General features: G+C 64.7%; 16 protein-coding genes. 7 read left to right on the forward strand and 9 right to left on the reverse strand.

Going from position 1 to position 17,539, the window contains the following annotated elements; translation table 11 throughout:
• Positions 1-75 precede the first annotated feature (75 nt).
• From RGQ15_RS01635 to phbB, 3 genes are all read left to right on the forward strand, one after another.
• Positions 76-903, forward strand: coding sequence for an EAL domain-containing protein (locus RGQ15_RS01635; protein ID WP_311158468.1), 828 nt, complete (start codon positions 76-78; stop codon positions 901-903).
• Positions 904-1,062: 159 nt separating this feature from the next.
• A complete protein-coding gene (locus RGQ15_RS01640) occupies positions 1,063-2,238 on the forward strand; it encodes an acetyl-CoA C-acetyltransferase (protein ID WP_311158469.1) in 1,176 nt (391 codons plus the stop codon).
• Positions 2,239-2,318: 80 nt separating this feature from the next.
• Positions 2,319-3,044, forward strand: a complete 726-nt coding sequence (gene phbB / locus RGQ15_RS01645; protein ID WP_311158471.1) for a beta-ketoacyl-ACP reductase — start codon at positions 2,319-2,321, stop codon at positions 3,042-3,044.
• 79 nt (positions 3,045-3,123) lie between these two features.
• On the opposite strand, the gene RGQ15_RS01650 is transcribed toward phbB, so the two are convergent.
• The 3 genes from RGQ15_RS01650 to RGQ15_RS01660 form a co-directional block, all read right to left on the reverse strand.
• Positions 3,124-3,288, reverse strand: a complete 165-nt coding sequence (locus tag RGQ15_RS01650; RefSeq protein WP_311158472.1) for a YdcH family protein — start codon at positions 3,286-3,288, stop codon at positions 3,124-3,126.
• Positions 3,289-3,356: 68 nt separating this feature from the next.
• Positions 3,357-4,112, reverse strand: coding sequence for a tRNA1(Val) (adenine(37)-N6)-methyltransferase (locus RGQ15_RS01655; protein ID WP_311158473.1), 756 nt, complete (start codon positions 4,110-4,112; stop codon positions 3,357-3,359).
• A complete protein-coding gene (locus RGQ15_RS01660; protein WP_311161012.1) occupies positions 4,102-4,317 on the reverse strand; it encodes a putative signal transducing protein in 216 nt (71 codons plus the stop codon). Before RGQ15_RS01660 ends, RGQ15_RS01655 begins: the two co-directional genes overlap by 11 nt.
• Positions 4,318-4,392: 75 nt before the next feature.
• Between RGQ15_RS01660 and RGQ15_RS01665 the strand changes: the two genes are divergently transcribed.
• Entirely contained in the window at positions 4,393-5,394 is a 1,002-nt protein-coding gene (locus tag RGQ15_RS01665; RefSeq protein WP_311158474.1) for a polyprenyl synthetase family protein, read from the forward strand.
• A gap of 123 nt (positions 5,395-5,517) precedes the next feature.
• On the opposite strand, the gene RGQ15_RS01670 is transcribed toward RGQ15_RS01665, so the two are convergent.
• Positions 5,518-6,876 (reverse strand): ammonium transporter, encoded by a 1,359-nt coding sequence (locus RGQ15_RS01670; protein WP_311158475.1) that lies wholly within the window; start codon positions 6,874-6,876, stop codon positions 5,518-5,520.
• A gap of 256 nt (positions 6,877-7,132) precedes the next feature.
• Here RGQ15_RS01670 and RGQ15_RS01675 point away from each other — a divergent pair, with 256 nt between their 5' ends.
• Complete coding sequence (locus RGQ15_RS01675) at positions 7,133-9,481, forward strand: transglycosylase domain-containing protein (protein ID WP_311158476.1); 2,349 nt, start codon at positions 7,133-7,135, stop codon at positions 9,479-9,481.
• 57 nt (positions 9,482-9,538) lie between these two features.
• Here the strand turns inward: RGQ15_RS01675 and RGQ15_RS01680 are convergent, their stop codons facing one another.
• Both RGQ15_RS01680 and RGQ15_RS01685 read right to left on the reverse strand, forming a co-directional pair.
• On the reverse strand, positions 9,539-10,144 hold the full coding sequence (locus tag RGQ15_RS01680) for an MlaC/ttg2D family ABC transporter substrate-binding protein (protein WP_311158477.1): 606 nt from the start codon (positions 10,142-10,144) through the stop codon (positions 9,539-9,541).
• Entirely contained in the window at positions 10,134-10,877 is a 744-nt protein-coding gene (locus RGQ15_RS01685; protein ID WP_311158478.1) for an MlaA family lipoprotein, read from the reverse strand. Before RGQ15_RS01685 ends, RGQ15_RS01680 begins: the two co-directional genes overlap by 11 nt.
• A 163-nt stretch (positions 10,878-11,040) precedes the next feature.
• Between RGQ15_RS01685 and RGQ15_RS01690 the strand changes: the two genes are divergently transcribed.
• Entirely contained in the window at positions 11,041-12,783 is a 1,743-nt protein-coding gene (locus RGQ15_RS01690; protein ID WP_311158479.1) for a type I secretion system permease/ATPase, read from the forward strand.
• Between the two features lie 107 nt (positions 12,784-12,890).
• On the forward strand, positions 12,891-14,141 hold the full coding sequence (locus RGQ15_RS01695) for an HlyD family type I secretion periplasmic adaptor subunit (RefSeq protein WP_457621027.1): 1,251 nt from the start codon (positions 12,891-12,893) through the stop codon (positions 14,139-14,141).
• A gap of 115 nt (positions 14,142-14,256) precedes the next feature.
• Here RGQ15_RS01695 and argF read toward each other — a convergent pair whose 3' ends face one another.
• From argF to RGQ15_RS01710, 3 genes are all read right to left on the reverse strand, one after another.
• A complete protein-coding gene (gene argF, locus RGQ15_RS01700) occupies positions 14,257-15,183 on the reverse strand; it encodes an ornithine carbamoyltransferase (RefSeq protein ID WP_311158481.1) in 927 nt (308 codons plus the stop codon).
• Positions 15,184-15,366: 183 nt separating this feature from the next.
• Complete coding sequence (locus tag RGQ15_RS01705; protein WP_311158482.1) at positions 15,367-16,539, reverse strand: aspartate aminotransferase family protein; 1,173 nt, start codon at positions 16,537-16,539, stop codon at positions 15,367-15,369.
• 167 nt (positions 16,540-16,706) lie between these two features.
• Positions 16,707-17,528, reverse strand: a complete 822-nt coding sequence (locus RGQ15_RS01710; RefSeq protein WP_311158483.1) for an ABC transporter permease — start codon at positions 17,526-17,528, stop codon at positions 16,707-16,709.
• Between the last annotated feature and the right edge of the window lie 11 nt (positions 17,529-17,539).

A 17,539-nucleotide genomic window follows, 5' to 3' on the forward strand; every position in this document is an offset into this window, starting at 1 on the left:
GTCGCGAAACCAGACAGGGTTTACCCGATCTTAGGAGATCCCGACCAGTCTTTCCCCGAAGACAGGAGCAAGGGCATGACCGACAATCACGACACCCCGCAGGAATTCGGCTCTCCGCTGGATTTCGCCATCGACCATCAAAGCCGACTGACCATGGCGACCGTTCGCCGGGCCGTATCCCGGGGCGACGCGGTTCTTGCCTACCAGCCCATTGTCCCTGCCGACCGGCCCGGCCAGACCGCCTTTCATGAAGGGCTGATCCGGATCATCGACGAAACCGGCCGGTTCATCCCGTTGCGCGATTTCATGCCGCTGGCCGAAACGACCGAACTCGGGCGCCAGATCGACTGCCTTTCGCTGTCGCTCGGGCTGCAGGCCCTGGCGCAAGAGCCGGGGATGCGGCTGTCGATCAACATGTCGGCGCGCTCGATCGGCTATCCGGCCTGGCTGCGCACCTTGCGCGACGGGATCGGCGGTGACCCGAGCATCTCCGAACGACTGATCCTCGAGATCACCGAAAGCTCGGCGATGGGGCTGCCTGAAATGGTCGGGAGCTTCATGCAGGAACTGCAATCGCATGGCGTCAGCTTTGCGCTGGACGATTTCGGCGCGGGCTATACCTCGTTTCGATACCTGCGCGACTTCTGCTTCGACATGATCAAGATCGACGGGCAGTTCATCCGTGAAATCGCGCAGCAGCGCGACAATCAGGTCCTGACCCGCGCATTGCAGGCGATCGCCCATCATTTCGACATGTTCACCGTCGCCGAATCTGTCGAGACAGCCGATGACGCGGCCTTCCTGATCGACATGGGGATCGACTGCCTTCAGGGCTATTATTTCGGGGCTCCGACCATCGTCCCGCCATGGCGATCGCCCAGCGCCGCGACGGCAGGACGCTGACGACAACGACCCGGCCGGACCCTGCGGCAAATTCCCGCAAGGCAAGGATTGTCATCCGACTGCAAGGCAAGACGCGCTAAGTCAGCTTGACGTAACGGCACGAAATTGAAACCGTGCCCAAAAGCCGCAGCAATTCGGCAAGCTGGGAAGGAGCCTGAAATGACCAAAGCAGTGATTGTATCCGCTGCGCGCACGCCCGTCGGAAGTTTTCTCGGATCGTTCGCCTCGATGCCCGCCCATGATCTGGGCGCCATCGCCCTGAAGGCGGTGCTCGAGCGCGCTGGCGTCGAGCCGGGCGAGGTGTCCGAGACGATCCTTGGCCAGGTCCTTGCCGCGGGACAGGGACAGAACCCTGCGCGTCAGGCGCATATCAAGGCGGGCCTGCCCAAGGAATCGCCGGCCTGGCTGATCAACCAGGTCTGCGGCTCGGGGCTGCGCACGGTCGCTCTGGCCGCTCAGCAGGTCGTTCTGGGCGATGCGCAGATCGTGATTGCGGGGGGGCAGGAATCGATGTCGCTGTCGCCGCACGCCTCCTATATCCGTGCCGGCCAGAAGATGGGCGACATGAAGATGCTCGACACGATGATCCGTGACGGGCTCTGGGATGCCTTCCACGACTACCACATGGGCCAGACTGCCGAGAATGTCGCCACCCAGTGGCAGATTTCGCGTCTTGCACAGGACGAATTCGCCGTCGCCTCGCAGAACAAGGCCGAGGCCGCCCAGAAGGAGGGCCGCTTCGCCGATGAAATCGTGCCGGTGACGATCAAGACGCGCAAGGGCGACCTCACTGTCGACAGCGACGAATATGTCCGTCATGGCGCCACGCTGGATGCGATGGAAAAGCTTCGACCCGCCTTTGCCAAGGACGGTTCGGTGACGGCGGGGAACGCCTCGGGGCTCAACGACGGCGCCGCCGCCGTTCTGGTCATGTCGGAAGACGAGGCCGCGCGGCGCGGGCTGACCCCGCTTGCCCGCATCGCCTCCTATGCGACGGCTGGCGTCGATCCCTCGATCATGGGCACGGGGCCGATCCCGGCCAGCCAGCTTGCGCTCAAGAAGGCGGGCTGGTCCGTCCAGGACCTTGACCTGGTCGAGGCGAACGAGGCTTTCGCGGCCCAGGCCTGCGCGGTGAACAAGGATATGGGCTGGGACCCGGCCATCGTGAACGTGAATGGCGGCGCGATCGCGATCGGACACCCCATCGGCGCCTCGGGCGCGCGCATCCTGAACACCTTGCTGTTCGAAATGAAGCGCCGCGAGGCGAAGAAGGGGCTCGCGACGCTCTGCATCGGCGGCGGTATGGGCGTGGCGCTCTGCGTCGAACGCCCCTGACGACAAGGCGGTGCGCGGCGCACCGCGCATCGCCACGACCTTGACGAACGACTGCAGAAAGCACCTGAACGGAGGGGGAAATGGCGAAAGTGGCTCTGGTTACCGGGGGGTCGCGCGGCATTGGCGCGGCCATCTCGAAAGCGCTGAAGGAGGCGGGCTACGAGGTCGCCGCGAACTATGCCGGCAATGACGAAGCGGCGCGCAGCTTCACCGAGGAAACCGGGATCAAGACCTATAAATGGTCGGTCGCGGATTACGAAGCCTGCGAAGCCGGCATCAAGCAGGTCGAGGCCGAACTGGGTCCGGTCGCGGTCCTGGTCAACAATGCGGGGATCACCCGCGATTCGATGTTCCACAAGATGACCCCGCAACAGTGGAAAGAGGTCATCGATACGAACCTGTCGGGCCTTTTCAACATGACCCATCCCGTCTGGTCGGGCATGCGCGACCGCAAGTACGGGCGGGTCATCAATATCAGTTCGATCAACGGCCAGAAGGGTCAGGCCGGGCAGGCGAACTATTCGGCCGCCAAGGCCGGAGATATCGGCTTCACGAAGGCGCTGGCCCAGGAAGGCGCCCGCGCCGGAATCACCGTGAACGCAATCTGCCCGGGCTATATCGGGACCGAAATGGTTCGCGCTATAGATGAAAAGGTCCTGAATGAGCGGATCATTCCGCAGATCCCCGTCGGCCGGTTGGGCGAGCCCGAGGAGATCGCCCGTTGCGTCGTCTTCCTTGCCTCGGAAGATGCCGGTTTCATCACCGGCTCGACGATCAGCGCCAATGGCGGACAGTACTTCGCCTGAGCGTTTTCGTCCGATGGTACAAACTGCGACGGCCCGCGAATTTCGCGGGCCGTTCTTCATCGGTATTGAGCGTTAAAACTCAGTGCGACAGGCGGGTGATCTCTTCCTTTAACCGCAGTTTTTCCTTCTTCATCTGCGAAATCGAAAGGTCGTCCATGCCGGGGCAGCGCCGCGCCGCCTCGATCTGATCGGAAAGTGACTGATGTTTGCGGCGAAGCTCCTGCACGTGGGATTCAACCGTCATGTCGTCCTCCATCTGGATTGATCGAACCCGCCGATTGCAGCACAGAATCGTCACATTGTCACTGCAAATCACCTGTCGCGCAGGTTGAGTGGCGCCCCCTGGCTCAAAACCGCGCGAGCGGCCGGTGTGAGGTCTTCTGCATCGGTCAAATGTGACGGTTTCTCATGCATGACAAAGGGGAAAAGCAGCCGGGCCGGGGTCTTCGCTTCCTTTCGGGCCAGCACGATCACCCGCCCCGCATCACGGCCTATTCTCGCGCTGACTGGCAAAATCGTGATCTCGCCCGCCCGCGTTCCGAAAGCCGCGAGAATCTCGCCCAGCCGCTCGGCGCGGTGGATCAGGGTGAACCATCCCCCGGGCCGCAACCGGCGCAGCCCGGCGTCGATCCAGAGCGACAGCGGCGTGTCTTCGTGCCGCGCCGTGCCGCGCCCGAATTCCGGCGCGATCGTTCCCGACGAGAAATAGGGCGGGTTGGCGATGACATGATCGAAGCTGCGGGGCCGCAATGGCGCAGGCATTCGCGTCAGATCGCCTTCAAGGATCTCGGCCTCGATCCCGTTCGCCTCGGCGTTCCGACGCGCCAATTCGGCATAGCCCTGCTGCAGTTCAAGCCCCGTGAGGCTCAGCCCCTGCACCCGCCAGCCAAGGCAAAGCAACGCAACCCCTGCCCCGCAGCCCAGCTCAAGCACCTCGTCGCCTTGCGCGGCAGGACAGGCCGCTGCCAGCATCACGGCATCCGCGCCCGCGCGATACCCCGCCACCGGCTGGGCGATCCGCAGCCGACCGCCAAGGAAACCGTCGACACGCGGGGAATCAGCGGCCATCGTCGATCTGGTTGTCGCGCAGGATGGCGGCGGCCATGAAATGGTGACGATCCGCGACCATCAGGCGGCGGGGCAGAATTCCCAGCGATCCTTCAAGCACGCTCATGTGCTGGTCCATCGCGAATGCCTCGATCCCCTCGCTTGCCAGCAGATCGGCAGCCCGGGTGATCAGCAGCGGATTTGTCGTGCGCAGAACTTCCTTCATGGCGTCCGAGGGTAAGCGGCTGTTGCGCATGTGTCCATGGCATGGCAATGGCTTGCAGGTGAAAGGGAATGGCAGATGGGCATGAAAGAAAACGTCTCGAAACCGCTGGACCGGCTTTCCTCCGAATTGGCCGGAGACATGGCCGCCGTCAATACGCTGATCCGCGAGCGGATGGCGAGCCGTCACGCACCCCGCATTCCCGAGGTGACCGCGCATCTGGTCGAGGCAGGCGGCAAGCGCCTGCGCCCGATGCTGGTCCTGGCTGCGGCGCGCCTCTGCGGCTATCAGGGCGACAGCCATCTATTGCTGGCGGCGGCCGTCGAGTTCATCCACACCGCGACCTTGCTGCATGACGATGTCGTGGACGAAAGCGAACAGCGTCGCGGCCGTCCGACGGCGAACCTGCTTTGGGACAACAAGTCGAGCGTGCTGGTCGGCGACTATCTCTTTGCCCGCAGCTTCCAGTTGATGGCCGATACCGGCAGCATGCAGGTGATGCGGATTCTCGCCAATGCCAGCGCCACCATCGCCGAGGGCGAGGTGCTCCAGCTTACGGCCGCGCAGGACATCACCACCACCGAAGATATCTATACCCAGATCGTGAGGGGCAAGACGGCGGCGCTGTTCTCGGCCGCGACCGAGGCGGGCACGGTGGTTGCAGGCGCCGATCCTGCGGTGCAACAGGCCCTGTTCGATTATGGCGATGCCCTGGGGATCGCCTTCCAGATCGTGGACGACCTGCTTGACTATGGCGGAGCGACCACCACGATCGGCAAGAACGTGGGTGACGATTTCCGCGAGCGCAAGCTGACGCTTCCGGTCATCAAGGCCATCGCCGCCGCCGACGCGGATGAGCGCGCCTTCTGGGAGCGCACGATCGGCAAGGGCCAGCAGGCCGAAGGCGATCTGGAAACTGCGCTTGAAATCCTGCATCGCCGCGGCGCCCTGGATGCCGCCCGCGCCGATGCGCTGGCCTGGGTCGAACGGGCGAAGCAGGCGCTGACCGCCGCGCCCGACCACCTGATCCGCGACCTACTGGGCGATCTCGCAGAATTCGTCGTCGCACGCGTCGCCTGAGCCTTTCCGATTCGAAGCTTCAAGGCGCTTCAAAGGGGGCGCCTTTTTCTTTTCACGCGATGGCCTGCACAAATGGAAACGGGGCGCGAATTCGCGCCCCGTCCGACAGTCTGCCTTGTCGCCTTACTTGGCGTGGACGAAATCCGGATAGGCTTCCATGCCCATTTCGCTGACGTCGAGGCCGTTGATCTCGGCTTCCGGGTTGACGCGGATGCCCATGGTCGCCTTCAGCACCAGCCAGACCACCATCGACACGACGAAGGTGAAGGCGCCGATGGCAACGATGCCGACGATCTGCGTCATGAAGTTGGTATCGGGGTTGGTGGCCGCAACGATGAAGGTGCCCCAGATACCTGCGCACAGGTGGACAGGGATGGCGCCGACCACGTCGTCGATCTTGAGCTTGTCGAGCACCGGAACCGCGAGCACCGCGATGACACCGCCCACGGCACCGATCAGGACCGAGCCGCCGATCGAGGGGAACAGCGGTTCTGCGGTGATCGAGACGAGACCGGCCAGCGCGCCGTTCAGCACCATGGTGAGGTCGATCTTGCCATAGAGGATCTGGGTCGCGATGACGGCGGCGACGGCACCACCCGAAGCGGCCATGTTGGTGTTGACGAAGATGCGGCTGACATCCGCGGCGTCATTGACCGAGCCGATCGCCAGCTGCGAGGCGCCGTTGAAGCCGAACCAGCCGAGCCAGAGGATGAAGGTCCCGAGGGTCGCCAGCGCCAGGTTCGAGCCCGGGAAGGGTTGGACCACCCCGCCCTTGTAGCGGCCAAGGCGCGGCCCCAGGACGATCGCACCGGCAAGCGCGGCGAAACCACCGGTGGCGTGAACCAGCGTCGAGCCTGCGAAATCGCCAAAGCCCATCTCGTTCAGCCAGCCGCCGCCCCATTTCCAGCTGGCTTCGATCGGGTAGATCAGGCCGGTCAGGATGACGGTGAAGATCATGAAGGGCCACAGCTTGATGCGCTCGGCCAGGGTGCCCGAAACGATCGAGGCGGTGGTGGCACAGAACATGAGCTGGAAGAAGAAGTCCGAACCCGCCGAATAGCCGTCATCCACCGCTCCGGTGGCGACCGCGTCGATGGCCTTGGGCGAGAAGAGTTGGCCGAGATAGCCCGGAATGGCCCAGCCGTCGCCCGGATACATCAGGTTGTAGCCGACGATCCAGTACATGATGCCCGCGATGGCGAAGAGAACGATGTTCTTGAAAAGCTGCGTCGTGACGTTCTTCGACCGCACGAGACCGGCCTCGAGCATCGCAAATCCCGCGGCCATCCACATCACGAGAAAGCCGCCGATCAGGAACAGCAGCGTGTTGAAGACGTAGACTCCGTCAAGGCTGATGCCCGCCGGCAGGGCGGGCTCAGCCGCGGCCGGTGCCGCCTCCTGAGCCAGGGCCGGCACCGCAAGTCCCGCAACAGCGAGCGCAAGCGCCGGGATCATCGGTTTGATCGCGGGTAGTTTTCTCATGTTAGCTGCACCTTTTATCTGCGTCCGAGCAGTTCTGTGTCGGCCTCAGAAAACGCGCGGCTTTCCGCTCAGCACAAGAGTTGTGCAGCGGTTCGAAAGACGCGGTTTCAATAAGCACAAAATTTAATCAGCAACATTCGGCTTTGCGGCCTGGCAGGGCAGTTCACTGATAGGTCATCTAGGTTCTCAAACTGTTCCTGTTCCTGTATCTTGCCCGCCAATTGGCCGGAGGACTCGGCCGGGCAGGAAAGCAGGCATGAAGAAACCGACCGGCAATGGCCGCATTGTCGCTGACAAGCGCAATTTCGACCAAACCCCGCAGAAATCTAGCAAAACCCGCAAGACAACCACCCGCAGCCGGCGGACGCCGCGGCCGCGGCGCGGCAATTTCATCACCCGCGGAATCAGCGGGCTGGTCGTGCTGATCTGGCGGATTCTCTGGGGCTCGCTCTGGCGACTGACGGCGACAATCGCAGCGATCGTCGCCGCCGCGACCTTCTATTTCTATACGACCCTGCCCGAACCCTCTGCATTGTTCGACGGTCGCGCGCGGGGTTCCGTGACGATGCTCGACACCGAAGGCCGGGTTTTCGCCTGGCGTGGTGAAACTTTCGGCACCGTCAGCGCCGACAAGATCGCCCCGGTCTTGAAGGATGCGGTGGTCGCGACCGAGGATAAACGATTCTACCAGCATCTCGGCGTCGACCCGCGCGGCATCGCCAGCGCCATCAAGATCAACCTTGCCGAGGGGCGCGGCCCGCTTGAAGGCAATGGCGGTTCGACCATCACCCAGCAGGTCGCGAAGCTGCTCTGCCTGGGCGAAACCTTCGACCCGACGCGGTGGAAATCCGAAACCGAATACGAGGCCGAGTGCCGCAAGTCCTCGATCTGGCGCAAGGTCAAGGAAGTGCCCTATGCCCTTGCGATGGAGGTCAAATACTCCAAGCAGGACATCCTGAACATCTACATGAACCGCTCCTATCTCGGGGCGGGGGCGCGTGGCTTCGAGGCCGCCTCCAAGCGCTATTTCGACAAATCCGCCGCCGAGGTGAACGCGTCCGAGGCCGCGATGCTCGCCGGCCTGCTCAAGGCGCCCAGCTATTTCGCGCCGACCTCCAGCCTCCAGCGCGCCCAGGACCGCGCCAGCGTCATTCTCGACCTGATGCACCAGCAGCGCTATCTTGACGACGCGCAATTCGCCGATGCCAAGGCGCATCCGGCCGTGCTGTCGAAGGCGGCTGCGGCGCGGGCCGGTGGCTATTTCGCGGATTGGGTCATGGAATCCGGCCCCGGCTTCCTGACCAGCGAGACCACCGAGGACGTCACGATCAAGACCACCTTCGACCAGCGCATCCAGCGCGCCGCGGAGCGCGCGCTCAAGCGTGTCTTCGACGAAAAGGTGTCCGAGGGCTCCACCGCGCAGGCGGCTGTCGTGGTCATGTCGCCCGACGGCGCGGTGCGCGCCATGATCGGCGGGCTCGACAATACCGTCAGCGGCACGTTCAACCGCGCGACCCAGGCGAAGCGCCAGACCGGTTCCAGCTTCAAGCCCTTCGTCTTCGCGGCGGCGCTGGACCAGGGCTACAGCCCGAACGACATGGTGCTGGACGCGCCGCTGACCATCAACGTGCGCGGCTCGGGTCCCTGGTCGCCCCAGAACTACACCCGTCGCTACGCGGGCGAGGTCACGCTGACGCGCGCCCTGTCGCAATCGCTGAACACCGCGACGATCCGGCTGCAGGAAATCGCCGGGCGCGAGGCCGTGCGCCGGGTGGCACATGATTTCGGCTTTGCCAATGACATGGCAAGCGGCCCCTCACTGGGGCTCGGCGTTTCGGAATCGACATTGCTCAACATGACTTCGGCCTATGCGGGCATTCGCAACGGCGGTACGGCCGTCCGGCCCTACGGCCTCCTTGAACTGCGCATCAAGGGCGATGACGAACCGTTGATGGGCCAGTCGGGCGGGATGGGCCAGCGCGTCATCTCGCAGAAGGCGGCGCGTGAACTGATCGGCATGATGGAACAGGTCATCCAAAGCGGCACGGGCGGCCGCGCCAAGCTGGGCAACCGGCCGGTGGCGGGCAAGACCGGCACCACGTCCAGCTATCGCGATGCCTGGTTCATCGGCTTCACCGGCCAATACGTGACCGGCGTCTGGCTTGGCAATGACGACAACAAGCCGTTGAAGGGCGTGACCGGCGGCGGGCTGCCGGCCGAGATCTGGCAGGCCGTCATGGCCGAGATCCATGACGGGCTGCCGGTGGAATCGCTGGGCTCCTTCGCCTTCGACGCAAGCAGCGCTGTGCCCCAGGTCGTGAGCCAGGGCGGCGACGAGGGCGCAAGCGATCCGCTTGCCGCCGCACTTTCCCAGGCGCTTGGACAGCCCAAGCCCGAGGGCGCCGCGAATGATGCCGCGGCTGGCCCGGCCGAGCCGGTCGCAGGGCGCGTCCTGCCCGATCCCGGCGTTCAGGGCGGGGCGACACCGCCGACCTTCCCGGCCGAGACCTCCTCCACCCAAGGGATGGGCGAGGACAGCGAACTGTCGCCCGATGACCCGCTGACCCAGGCCCTGCGCGGCATTCAGGGCGTCTATCAGCAATAATGAAAATGCCGGCCCCTCGGGCCGGCATTTTCAGTTCCTGCGACATGCGGCGCGGTCTCAGCCCGCGTTCTGAAGATCCGCGGTCAGGGCGGCCATGTTGCCCTTGCGCTTCGCCAGCATCGCCGCGATCTCGGCGCGCTCGGACGCCAGCATGTTCACGCCTTCGATGATGATGTTGAAATAAAGGTCCTTGCCGGACTTGTCCGACACATGCCACTCGACCTCCATCGGGCTGCGCCCCTTGAGATAGGCGACCGAAGTCACGGCAAAGAAGGATTTGACCGGACGCGCACTGGTCACCTCGATGCGCGAGCCGACGAATTCGCGGAAGCGCTTGCCGTATTTTCTTCCGATATAGCCCTGGAAGGCCTGCTTGTAGGCGGCGAACTCCGTGGCGCTGGCCTGCCGGGCCGCCGGGCCCAGCGCCGATCGCGCGATGATGTCGACATCCGCATAGCGGGCAAAGATCGCCTCGAAATCCTTGTACATCTGCGCCGGAGGTTTGCCGGAATTGATGACGGCATAGACCTCGTCCAGGGATTTCTGGACCAATGCGCTGGCCTGGCTGGCATCAAGGGCGCGGGCCGGCAGCGCGGGCATCGCGGCAAGCACGATGCCTGCCCCGATCAGGCCCAGCACTTCGCGACGGCTCTTATTCGGCATAGGGATCAATTTCGTCTCCTTCCTGGCCCAGTTCATGACGGCGATGCTGCAACCAGATCAGCCGCGTCTGGGCGTAACTATCGGCACTTTCATGCAGGATGGAATCGACACTATCGCCGAATCTCGCCCGCTCACCGGCTTTTGCGACTGCCCGGGCGCCAAGCCCGATCAGCCATTCGTCCAGATCCAGGACCTGGTGCATCGGGTCGATGACCAGGTCGACGACGCGGCCCACCGTATCACGAACCGTCGAGGGGCCAAGCAGCGGAAGCTCGAGATAGGGGCCTTCGCCCACTCCCCAGACATGCAGGGTTTCACCGAAATCGGTATCCTGCTCGGGCAGCGCGAAATCCGCCGTCGCGGGATCGAGAAAGCCCGCGATGCCAAGGGTCGAGTTCACAAGAAACCGGAACGTCGTCTTGACCGCCGGCTCGGGACGGCCCTGCAGCAGGTGGTTCAGGGCCTTTCCGGGCTCGGCAAGGTTCGATCCGAAATTGCCGATCCCCTGCAGGGCATAGCTGCCGATGCCCGGCTCGTCGCTTCCCGCTGACGGGCCCGAGGACAGGCCCGAGGACAGGCCCGAGGTCGCCGGCTTGACGACATTTGCGTCAAACCCGCGGTTGAAGGCATGGGTCTGGCGGTTCATCGGCTCAAACGGATCGTTGATGCCCCCTGATCCCGGGTTTCCGCCGCAGCCCGCGACAGTCATGGCGGCCAGGGCGGCGAAAATCATTGCTCGATTCAATATTCTGCTAACCTTCCGCTGTTATAGCCTGATGCTCAGGCCGATTCTCTTGTCGCGGGTCCGGGCCACGCCCGTCTTGATACGCCGCTTTTGGATATGCGCTGGAACGGAACCGGGCAAGTCCGGGACCGCCACAAGGAAAGGAACCGGCATGGCTTCGCCGCCGATCCGTTATGACGGTCGAACCGAGTTGAGACAGGCGCGCCGGCAGGCGTGGCATTTGTTCGTGCTGGTCGGCCTGTTCTCGCTTGCGGTCAACTTCCTGATGCTGACCGGACCGCTATTCATGTTGCAGGTCTATGACCGCGTCCTTGCAAGCCGCTCGGTCGAAACCCTGATGGCGCTGTTCCTGCTGGTCGCCTTTCTTTTCCTGATGATGGGGCTGCTCGATCTGGCGCGCGGGCGCGTGATGTCGCGCGTCGCGGCCCGCTTCCAGGAACGGATGGAGCCGAGGGTGTTCGGCGCCGCGCTCGAGGATGGCGATGCCTCGGCCTCGAACACTGCCGTCAAGGGTGGCATGCGCGATCTCGAGGCGGTCCAAAGGCTGATCGGATCGCCGACGCTCATGGCGCTGTTCGATCTGCCCTGGGCACCGCTCTTCCTTGCTGCGGTCTACCTGTTCCATCCCTGGCTCGGGGCGGTGGCGACGATCGGGCTCGTCATTCTCGTGATCACGACGCTGCTGAACCAGTGGCTGAGCCGGGACGCGCTGCAGCGCTCGACCATCGCGGGGCAGGCGGCCGAACGCATGTCCGACCTCTACCGCGACGAAGGCGAGCTGATCGGCTCGCTCGGCATGCGCGGGGCGGCGTTCCGGCGCTGGCTCGCCGCCCGCGACGCGGCGACCGCCGCGATGATCGAAGGTCAGGACAAGTCCACCGCCTTCAGCGTCTTCTCGCGCACCTTCCGGCTTTTTCTGCAAAGCGCCCTCCTGGCGGCGGGGGCCTATCTCGTCCTCAAGCAGGAAGTCACACCCGGCGCCATGATCGCATCCTCGATCCTGATGGGCCGTGCCCTTGCCCCGGTCGAACAGGTGGTCGGCGGCTGGCCCGTGATCCAGCGCGCGCAGGACGGCTGGCAGCGCCTGGGCGAATTGCTCAGCCGGCGCCCGCCGAAACCCGTGCGCACCCCCCTGCCCCGGCCCGAGGCACGGCTCGAGATCCGCAATCTCTCGGTCATCCCGCCGGGCCAGACCACGGCTGTCCTGCGCAGCGTCAGCTTCGAGCTCGCGCCGGGCCAGGCGCTGGGCGTGATCGGCCCCTCCGGTGCAGGCAAGTCCAGCCTCGCCCGTGCGCTGATCGGCGCCTGGCCGGTCGCGGGGGGCTCGATCCGGCTGAACGGCGCGACGCTCGACCAATACGACCCCGATATCCTGGGCAGCTATATCGGATACCTGCCGCAGCAGGTCTCGCTGTTCGAGGGCACGATCGCCGACAACATCGCCCGCCTGTCGACCGATCCCGATCCCGGCCAGATCGTCGCCGCGGCGAAGGCCGCCGCCGCCCATCGCATGATCCTTGACCTGCCCCTGGGCTACGACACCCCGATCAATCCCACCGGCGGCAGGCTCTCGGGCGGGCAGATCCAAAGGATCGGGCTGGCCCGCGCGCTTTACGGCAACCCGGTCCTTCTGGTGCTCGACGAACCCAATTCGAATCTCGACAACGAAGGCTCGGCCGCGCTCAACACGGCGATCCGCAACGTCAAGGAAAAGGGCGGCGCGGTCATCATCATGGCGCATCGTCCCGCGGCGATCAGCGAATGCGAATTGCTGCTGATGATGGATCAGGGATTGCGGCGCGCCTTTGGCCCCCGCGACGAGGTGCTGCGCGCCATGGTCAGCAATGCCGAGCAGATTTCGCGCAGCAAGGGCAAGGGCGGAGGCATATCATGACCGCATCGCGCAATGCCGCATCGGCCCATCTGATGCGCGGCAAGCCGGCCAATGCCGCGCCACCCCGTCCGCAATGGTCGGTGCGCGGTCCGGTGATCCTCGGGCTGATGGTCATCGCCCTGCTCGTCTTGGGCCTTGGCGCCTGGTCGGTGCGCGCCCGCATCGCCGGTGCCGTCGTCGCCTCGGGCCAGGTCGAGGTCGAGCAGCGCCGACAGGTCGTGCAGCATCCCGATGGCGGCGTCGTGGCCGAGATCATGGTCCATGACGGCGAGACGGTCGAGGCCGGCCAGCCGCTGATCCACCTCGACGGGGTGCTTCTCGCGACCGAACTTGCCATCGTCGAGGGCCAGTATTTCGAGATCCTCGCCCGGCGCGGGCGGCTCGAGGCCGAACGCGCCGACAAGAACGAAATCAGCTTCCCCGACGAACTGGTCGAGATGTCCCGGACCCGGCCCGAGGTCAGGGACATGCTCATCGGGCAGGAAAGCCTGTTCCGCGCCCGGCTCGACACCCTGGCGCAGTCGCTGGGCCAGCTTGCGAAGCAATCCGATCAGGTCCGGTCCCAGATCGGCGGCATCGAGGCGCAGAACAAGGCCCTGATCCAGCAGCGCGAATTCATCTCGCAGGAATTGCGCGACCAGCGCTCGCTACTGGACAGGGGGCTTGCCCAGGCCCCTCGCGTGCTTGCGCTGGAACGCGAGGCGGCGCGGCTCGACGGGCTTCTGGGCGAGGCCACCGCCTCGCGTGCCCAGGCCGAGACGCAATTGGCCGAGATCGACCTTTCCCGCCTTGAAAAATCCGCGAGCTATCGCGAACAGGCGGAAACGGAATTGCGCGACCTGGGCTATCGCGAACTTGAACTTGCCGAACGCCGCCGCTCGCTCAGCGAGCAGATCGCGCGGCTCGAAATCCGCGCTCCGGTTTCGGGCGTCGTGCAGGAATTGCAGCTCACCACGCCCAGGTCGGTCCTGCGCGCGGCGGACCCCGTGCTTTACATCATCCCGCAGGATCGCCCGCTGGTCGTGGCGGCCCGCATCGCGACGATCAACATCGACGAAGTCCAGCCGGGACAAGAGGTGATGCTGCGCTTCTCCTCCTTCTCATCGCGCACCACGCCCGAAATCGACGGCGTGCTCAGCCGGATTTCCCCCGACACATTGATCGACGAAACGACGCATACCCCCTATTACCGCGCCGAGGTGACCATTCCGCCCGATCAGATCGCGCGGCTCGACGGGCTCGCGCTGATCCCCGGCATGCCGGTCGAGGTCTATGTTCAGACCGGCGAGCGCAGCCCCATCGCCTATATCCTGAAACCTCTCAGCGACTATTTTTCACGCGCCTTCCGCGAAAGCTGAAAACGGCGCGCCCCTCTGGCCGCGCCGTTCCGTTTCATCATGCCGTCAGGCCGGGATCAGACCGCGAATCACAGCGCGAATCACACCGTGATTCACACTGGAACCAGTCCGGGGATCAAAGCCCGAGACACCAGCGCATCACGGCCTTCTGGGCGTGAAGGCGGTTCTCGGCCTCGTCGAAGATCACCGAATTCGGCCCGTCCATGATCGCGCTCGTCACCTCGTCGTCGCGATGGGCGGGCAGGCAATGCATGAAAAGCGCGTCGGGCTTGGCCTTCGCCATCAGCGTTTCGTTCACCTGGTAGCCGCGCAACTGGTTGTGCCGGCGCTCACGTGCCGATTGCGGATCATGCATCGAAACCCAGGTATCCGTCACCACCAGGTCGGCCCCGTCAACGGCCTTCATCGGATCGCGTTCGATGACCGCGTTGACGCCCTGGGCACGGGCGAAGTCCAGCGCCTCCTGCTCGGGGTCAAGCGTCTGCGGCCCGGTGAAGGTGAAATCATAGCCGAACTGGCCTGCGGCATGGATCATCGAGCAGCAGACATTGTTGCCATCACCCGACCAGACCACCTTCCTGCCCGCGATCGGGCCGCGATGTTCCTCGAAGGTCATGACATCGGCCATGATCTGGCAGGGATGGGTGCGGTTCGTCAGCCCGTTGATGACCGGAACGCTGGCATATTCCGCCATTTCCAGCAGCGTCGCCTCCTCGAAGGTGCGGATCATGATCAGATCGACATAGCGCGACAGGACGCGGGCGGTATCGGCGATGGTTTCGCCGTGACCCAGCTGCATTTCCTTGCCGGACAGCACCATGGTCTGGCCGCCCATCTGGCGAACGCCCAGGTCGAAGCTGACGCGGGTGCGGGTCGAGGGCTTTTCGAAGATCAGCGCGACCATGCGGTTCTTCAGGGGCAGGTCGGCATCAAGCGCCCCCTTGGGAAGGCCGTCGCGGGCATCCTTCATCCGACGCGCCGCATCGATCATGCCGCGCAGCTCAGCCTTGTCGGTGGTATGGATGTCGAGGAAACTGTTCATTTGCTACTGTCTTTCGGATTGTCCCGGCAAGGAAGCCGCTTTGCCGGCAAGAGGTCAAGGCCGAAGCCTGATTTTACGGGTTGGCGCGGGTCTGGCACCGGGGCGGCGTCGTCGACGCCGCCATGTGATGCCTGCCATGCCCATATCTTTGCCCATATCCGAACCAGACAGTGCCCCGCCCGGTCAGGCTTCGAGCCTTGCGGCAGCCCGGTCAAGCCGCGCCACGGCCTCGGCGATATCCGCATCGCTGATGTTCAGCGGCGGCAGAAGCCGCAGCGTCGCATCGGCGGCGGGCACCGTCAGGATATGCTCGGCATAGCCCGCCTTGACCAGGTCGCCCGGCGCGACCAGGCATTTCAGGCCGATCATCAGCCCCTGCCCGCGCACGCCCTCGAAGACGTCCGGATGGGCCGCGACCAGCGCTTCCAGCTTCTGGCGAAAGAGCCCCGCCTTGCGGTTCACCTCGGCCAGGAATTCCGGCGCCGCGATGATCTCCATGACCTTGGCGCCCACCGCGCAGGCCAGGGGATTGCCGCCATAGGTCGAACCATGCGTGCCCGCCACCATGCCCGCGGCCGCCTTTTCGGTCGCAAGCACGGCGCCCAGCGGGAAGCCACCGCCGATTCCCTTCGCAACCATCATGATGTCGGGGGTGATCCCGGCATATTCATGGGCGAACAGCTTGCCGGTCCGGCCCATGCCGCATTGCACCTCGTCCAGCACCAGCAGCGCTCCGGTCGCGTCGCAAAGCTCGCGGATCAGGCGCAGGTCGGCATCGGCAAGCGGCCGGATGCCGCCCTCGCCCTGGATCGGCTCGATCATGACCGCCGCGGTGCGCTCGGTGATGGCGGCCTTGATCGCCTCCATGTCGCCCCAGGGCAATTGCCGGAAACCGGGCATCAGCGGGCCGAATCCCTTGACCATCTTCTCCGATCCCGCGGCCGCGATGGCCCCGGTCGAGCGGCCATGGAAGGCGCCTTCGAAGGTCAGGATCTCGTAGCGGTCGGCATCGCCCTCTTCGGCCCAGAACTTGCGCACCATCTTGATCGCCAGCTCGGCCGCCTCGGTTCCCGAATTGGTCAGGAAGGCCGTGTCGGCAAAGGTGTGCTCGACCAGCAGGTCGGCCAGCCTTTCCTGTTCGGGGATGTGATAAAGGTTCGAGACATGCCAGATCCTGCCGGCCTGCTCGGTCAGCGCCGCGACCAGCTCGGGATTGGCATGGCCCAGCGCATTCACCGCGATTCCCGCGCCCAGATCCAGGTATCGGGTCCCATCGGTCGAGATGGCCCAGCAGCCCTCGCCACGTTCGAAGGCGAGATCGGCACGGTTATAGGTCGGCAGGACATGCGGAATCATGGAGTGGTCCCTTTGCAGACGATGGCCGCGGCTTGCGGCTACCCGGAAATGACGAAAAGGCAGGCGAGATCGGTCGTTGAAAAATCAACGTCGGGGACGGGCGAAATGGGCGGTCCGTGCGATCATGCCGCCCGCATAGCGCGGAAATGACCATGACGCAACGGGATTCAGGGCTTCATCCGATAGCCCGAACGCAGCCAGCGCCAGGCCGTGAACAGCACCACCGCCACGCTCAGCAGGCAGACGATCAGGCCCCGCAGAGGCGGTGCGTCCGACACGCCCGCGATGCCGTAGCGTGCGCCGTCGATCAGGTAGAAGATCGGGTTCCAATGGGCGAGCGTCGCAAAGGGTTCCGGCAGGGCCTCGACCGAATAGAACGTGCCCGACAGGAACGAAAGCGGCGTGACGATGAAATTCGTGATCGCCGCCATCTGGTCGAATTTCTGGGCAATGATCCCGCCCAGCATGCCCAGCCCCCCCATCAGCGCCGCGCCAAGGATGATGAACGCGAGCGCCCAGAGCGGATGGGCGATTCCCTGCCCGATCAGCAACCCCATGCCCAGCGCGATCACCACCGCGACGATCAGCGCGCGCACCAGCGCGCCCAGCAGGTAGCCCGCAAGGATCTCGCCCGCCGAAAGCGGGGGCATCAGCGTGTCGACGATGTTTCCCTGCATCTTCGACGAGATGATGCTCGAGGACGTGTTGGCGAAGGCGTTCTGGATCACCGTCATCATCAGGATGCCGGGGCCAAGAAAGGCAAGATAGGGCAGGCCCATCACCTCGCCCCGGTCGCGCCCCAGCGCCAGCGCGAAGACCGCGACGAAAAGCCCCGCGGTCATCAGCGGGGCAAAGACGGTCTGCTGCCACACGCTCATGAAGCGCATGATCTCGCGCCGGGCAAGCGTTGCTAGCCCGATCCAGTTCACGCGGCCAAAGCGGCGCACGCCCATCTGTCGATTTCCGGGGCTGGACGGGACGTGCTGCATCTGCGCTCCTT

Origin of the sequence: Paracoccus sp. MBLB3053 (assembly GCF_031822435.1) — a bacterium.
Classification (GTDB): domain Bacteria; phylum Pseudomonadota; class Alphaproteobacteria; order Rhodobacterales; family Rhodobacteraceae; genus Paracoccus; species Paracoccus aurantius.

What these genes read in the sequence shown, in the direction of transcription:
- RGQ15_RS01635 (WP_311158468.1), top strand. Translation starts at nt 76, where the DNA reads ATGACCGACAATCACGACACCCCGCAGGAATTCGGCTCTCCGCTGGAT.
- RGQ15_RS01640 (WP_311158469.1), top strand. Translation starts at nt 1,063, where the DNA reads ATGACCAAAGCAGTGATTGTATCCGCTGCGCGCACGCCCGTCGGAAGT.
- phbB (WP_311158471.1), top strand. Translation starts at nt 2,319, where the DNA reads ATGGCGAAAGTGGCTCTGGTTACCGGGGGGTCGCGCGGCATTGGCGCG.
- RGQ15_RS01650 (WP_311158472.1), bottom strand. Translation starts at nt 3,288, where the DNA reads ATGACGGTTGAATCCCACGTGCAGGAGCTTCGCCGCAAACATCAGTCA.
- RGQ15_RS01655 (WP_311158473.1), bottom strand. Translation starts at nt 4,112, where the DNA reads ATGGCCGCTGATTCCCCGCGTGTCGACGGTTTCCTTGGCGGTCGGCTG.
- RGQ15_RS01660 (WP_311161012.1), bottom strand. Translation starts at nt 4,317, where the DNA reads ATGAAGGAAGTTCTGCGCACGACAAATCCGCTGCTGATCACCCGGGCT.
- RGQ15_RS01665 (WP_311158474.1), top strand. Translation starts at nt 4,393, where the DNA reads ATGGGCATGAAAGAAAACGTCTCGAAACCGCTGGACCGGCTTTCCTCC.
- RGQ15_RS01670 (WP_311158475.1), bottom strand. Translation starts at nt 6,876, where the DNA reads ATGAGAAAACTACCCGCGATCAAACCGATGATCCCGGCGCTTGCGCTC.
- RGQ15_RS01675 (WP_311158476.1), top strand. Translation starts at nt 7,133, where the DNA reads ATGAAGAAACCGACCGGCAATGGCCGCATTGTCGCTGACAAGCGCAAT.
- RGQ15_RS01680 (WP_311158477.1), bottom strand. Translation starts at nt 10,144, where the DNA reads ATGCCGAATAAGAGCCGTCGCGAAGTGCTGGGCCTGATCGGGGCAGGC.
- RGQ15_RS01685 (WP_311158478.1), bottom strand. Translation starts at nt 10,877, where the DNA reads ATGATTTTCGCCGCCCTGGCCGCCATGACTGTCGCGGGCTGCGGCGGA.
- RGQ15_RS01690 (WP_311158479.1), top strand. Translation starts at nt 11,041, where the DNA reads ATGGCTTCGCCGCCGATCCGTTATGACGGTCGAACCGAGTTGAGACAG.
- RGQ15_RS01695 (WP_457621027.1), top strand. Translation starts at nt 12,891, where the DNA reads ATGGTCATCGCCCTGCTCGTCTTGGGCCTTGGCGCCTGGTCGGTGCGC.
- argF (WP_311158481.1), bottom strand. Translation starts at nt 15,183, where the DNA reads ATGAACAGTTTCCTCGACATCCATACCACCGACAAGGCTGAGCTGCGC.
- RGQ15_RS01705 (WP_311158482.1), bottom strand. Translation starts at nt 16,539, where the DNA reads ATGATTCCGCATGTCCTGCCGACCTATAACCGTGCCGATCTCGCCTTC.
- RGQ15_RS01710 (WP_311158483.1), bottom strand. Translation starts at nt 17,528, where the DNA reads ATGCAGCACGTCCCGTCCAGCCCCGGAAATCGACAGATGGGCGTGCGC.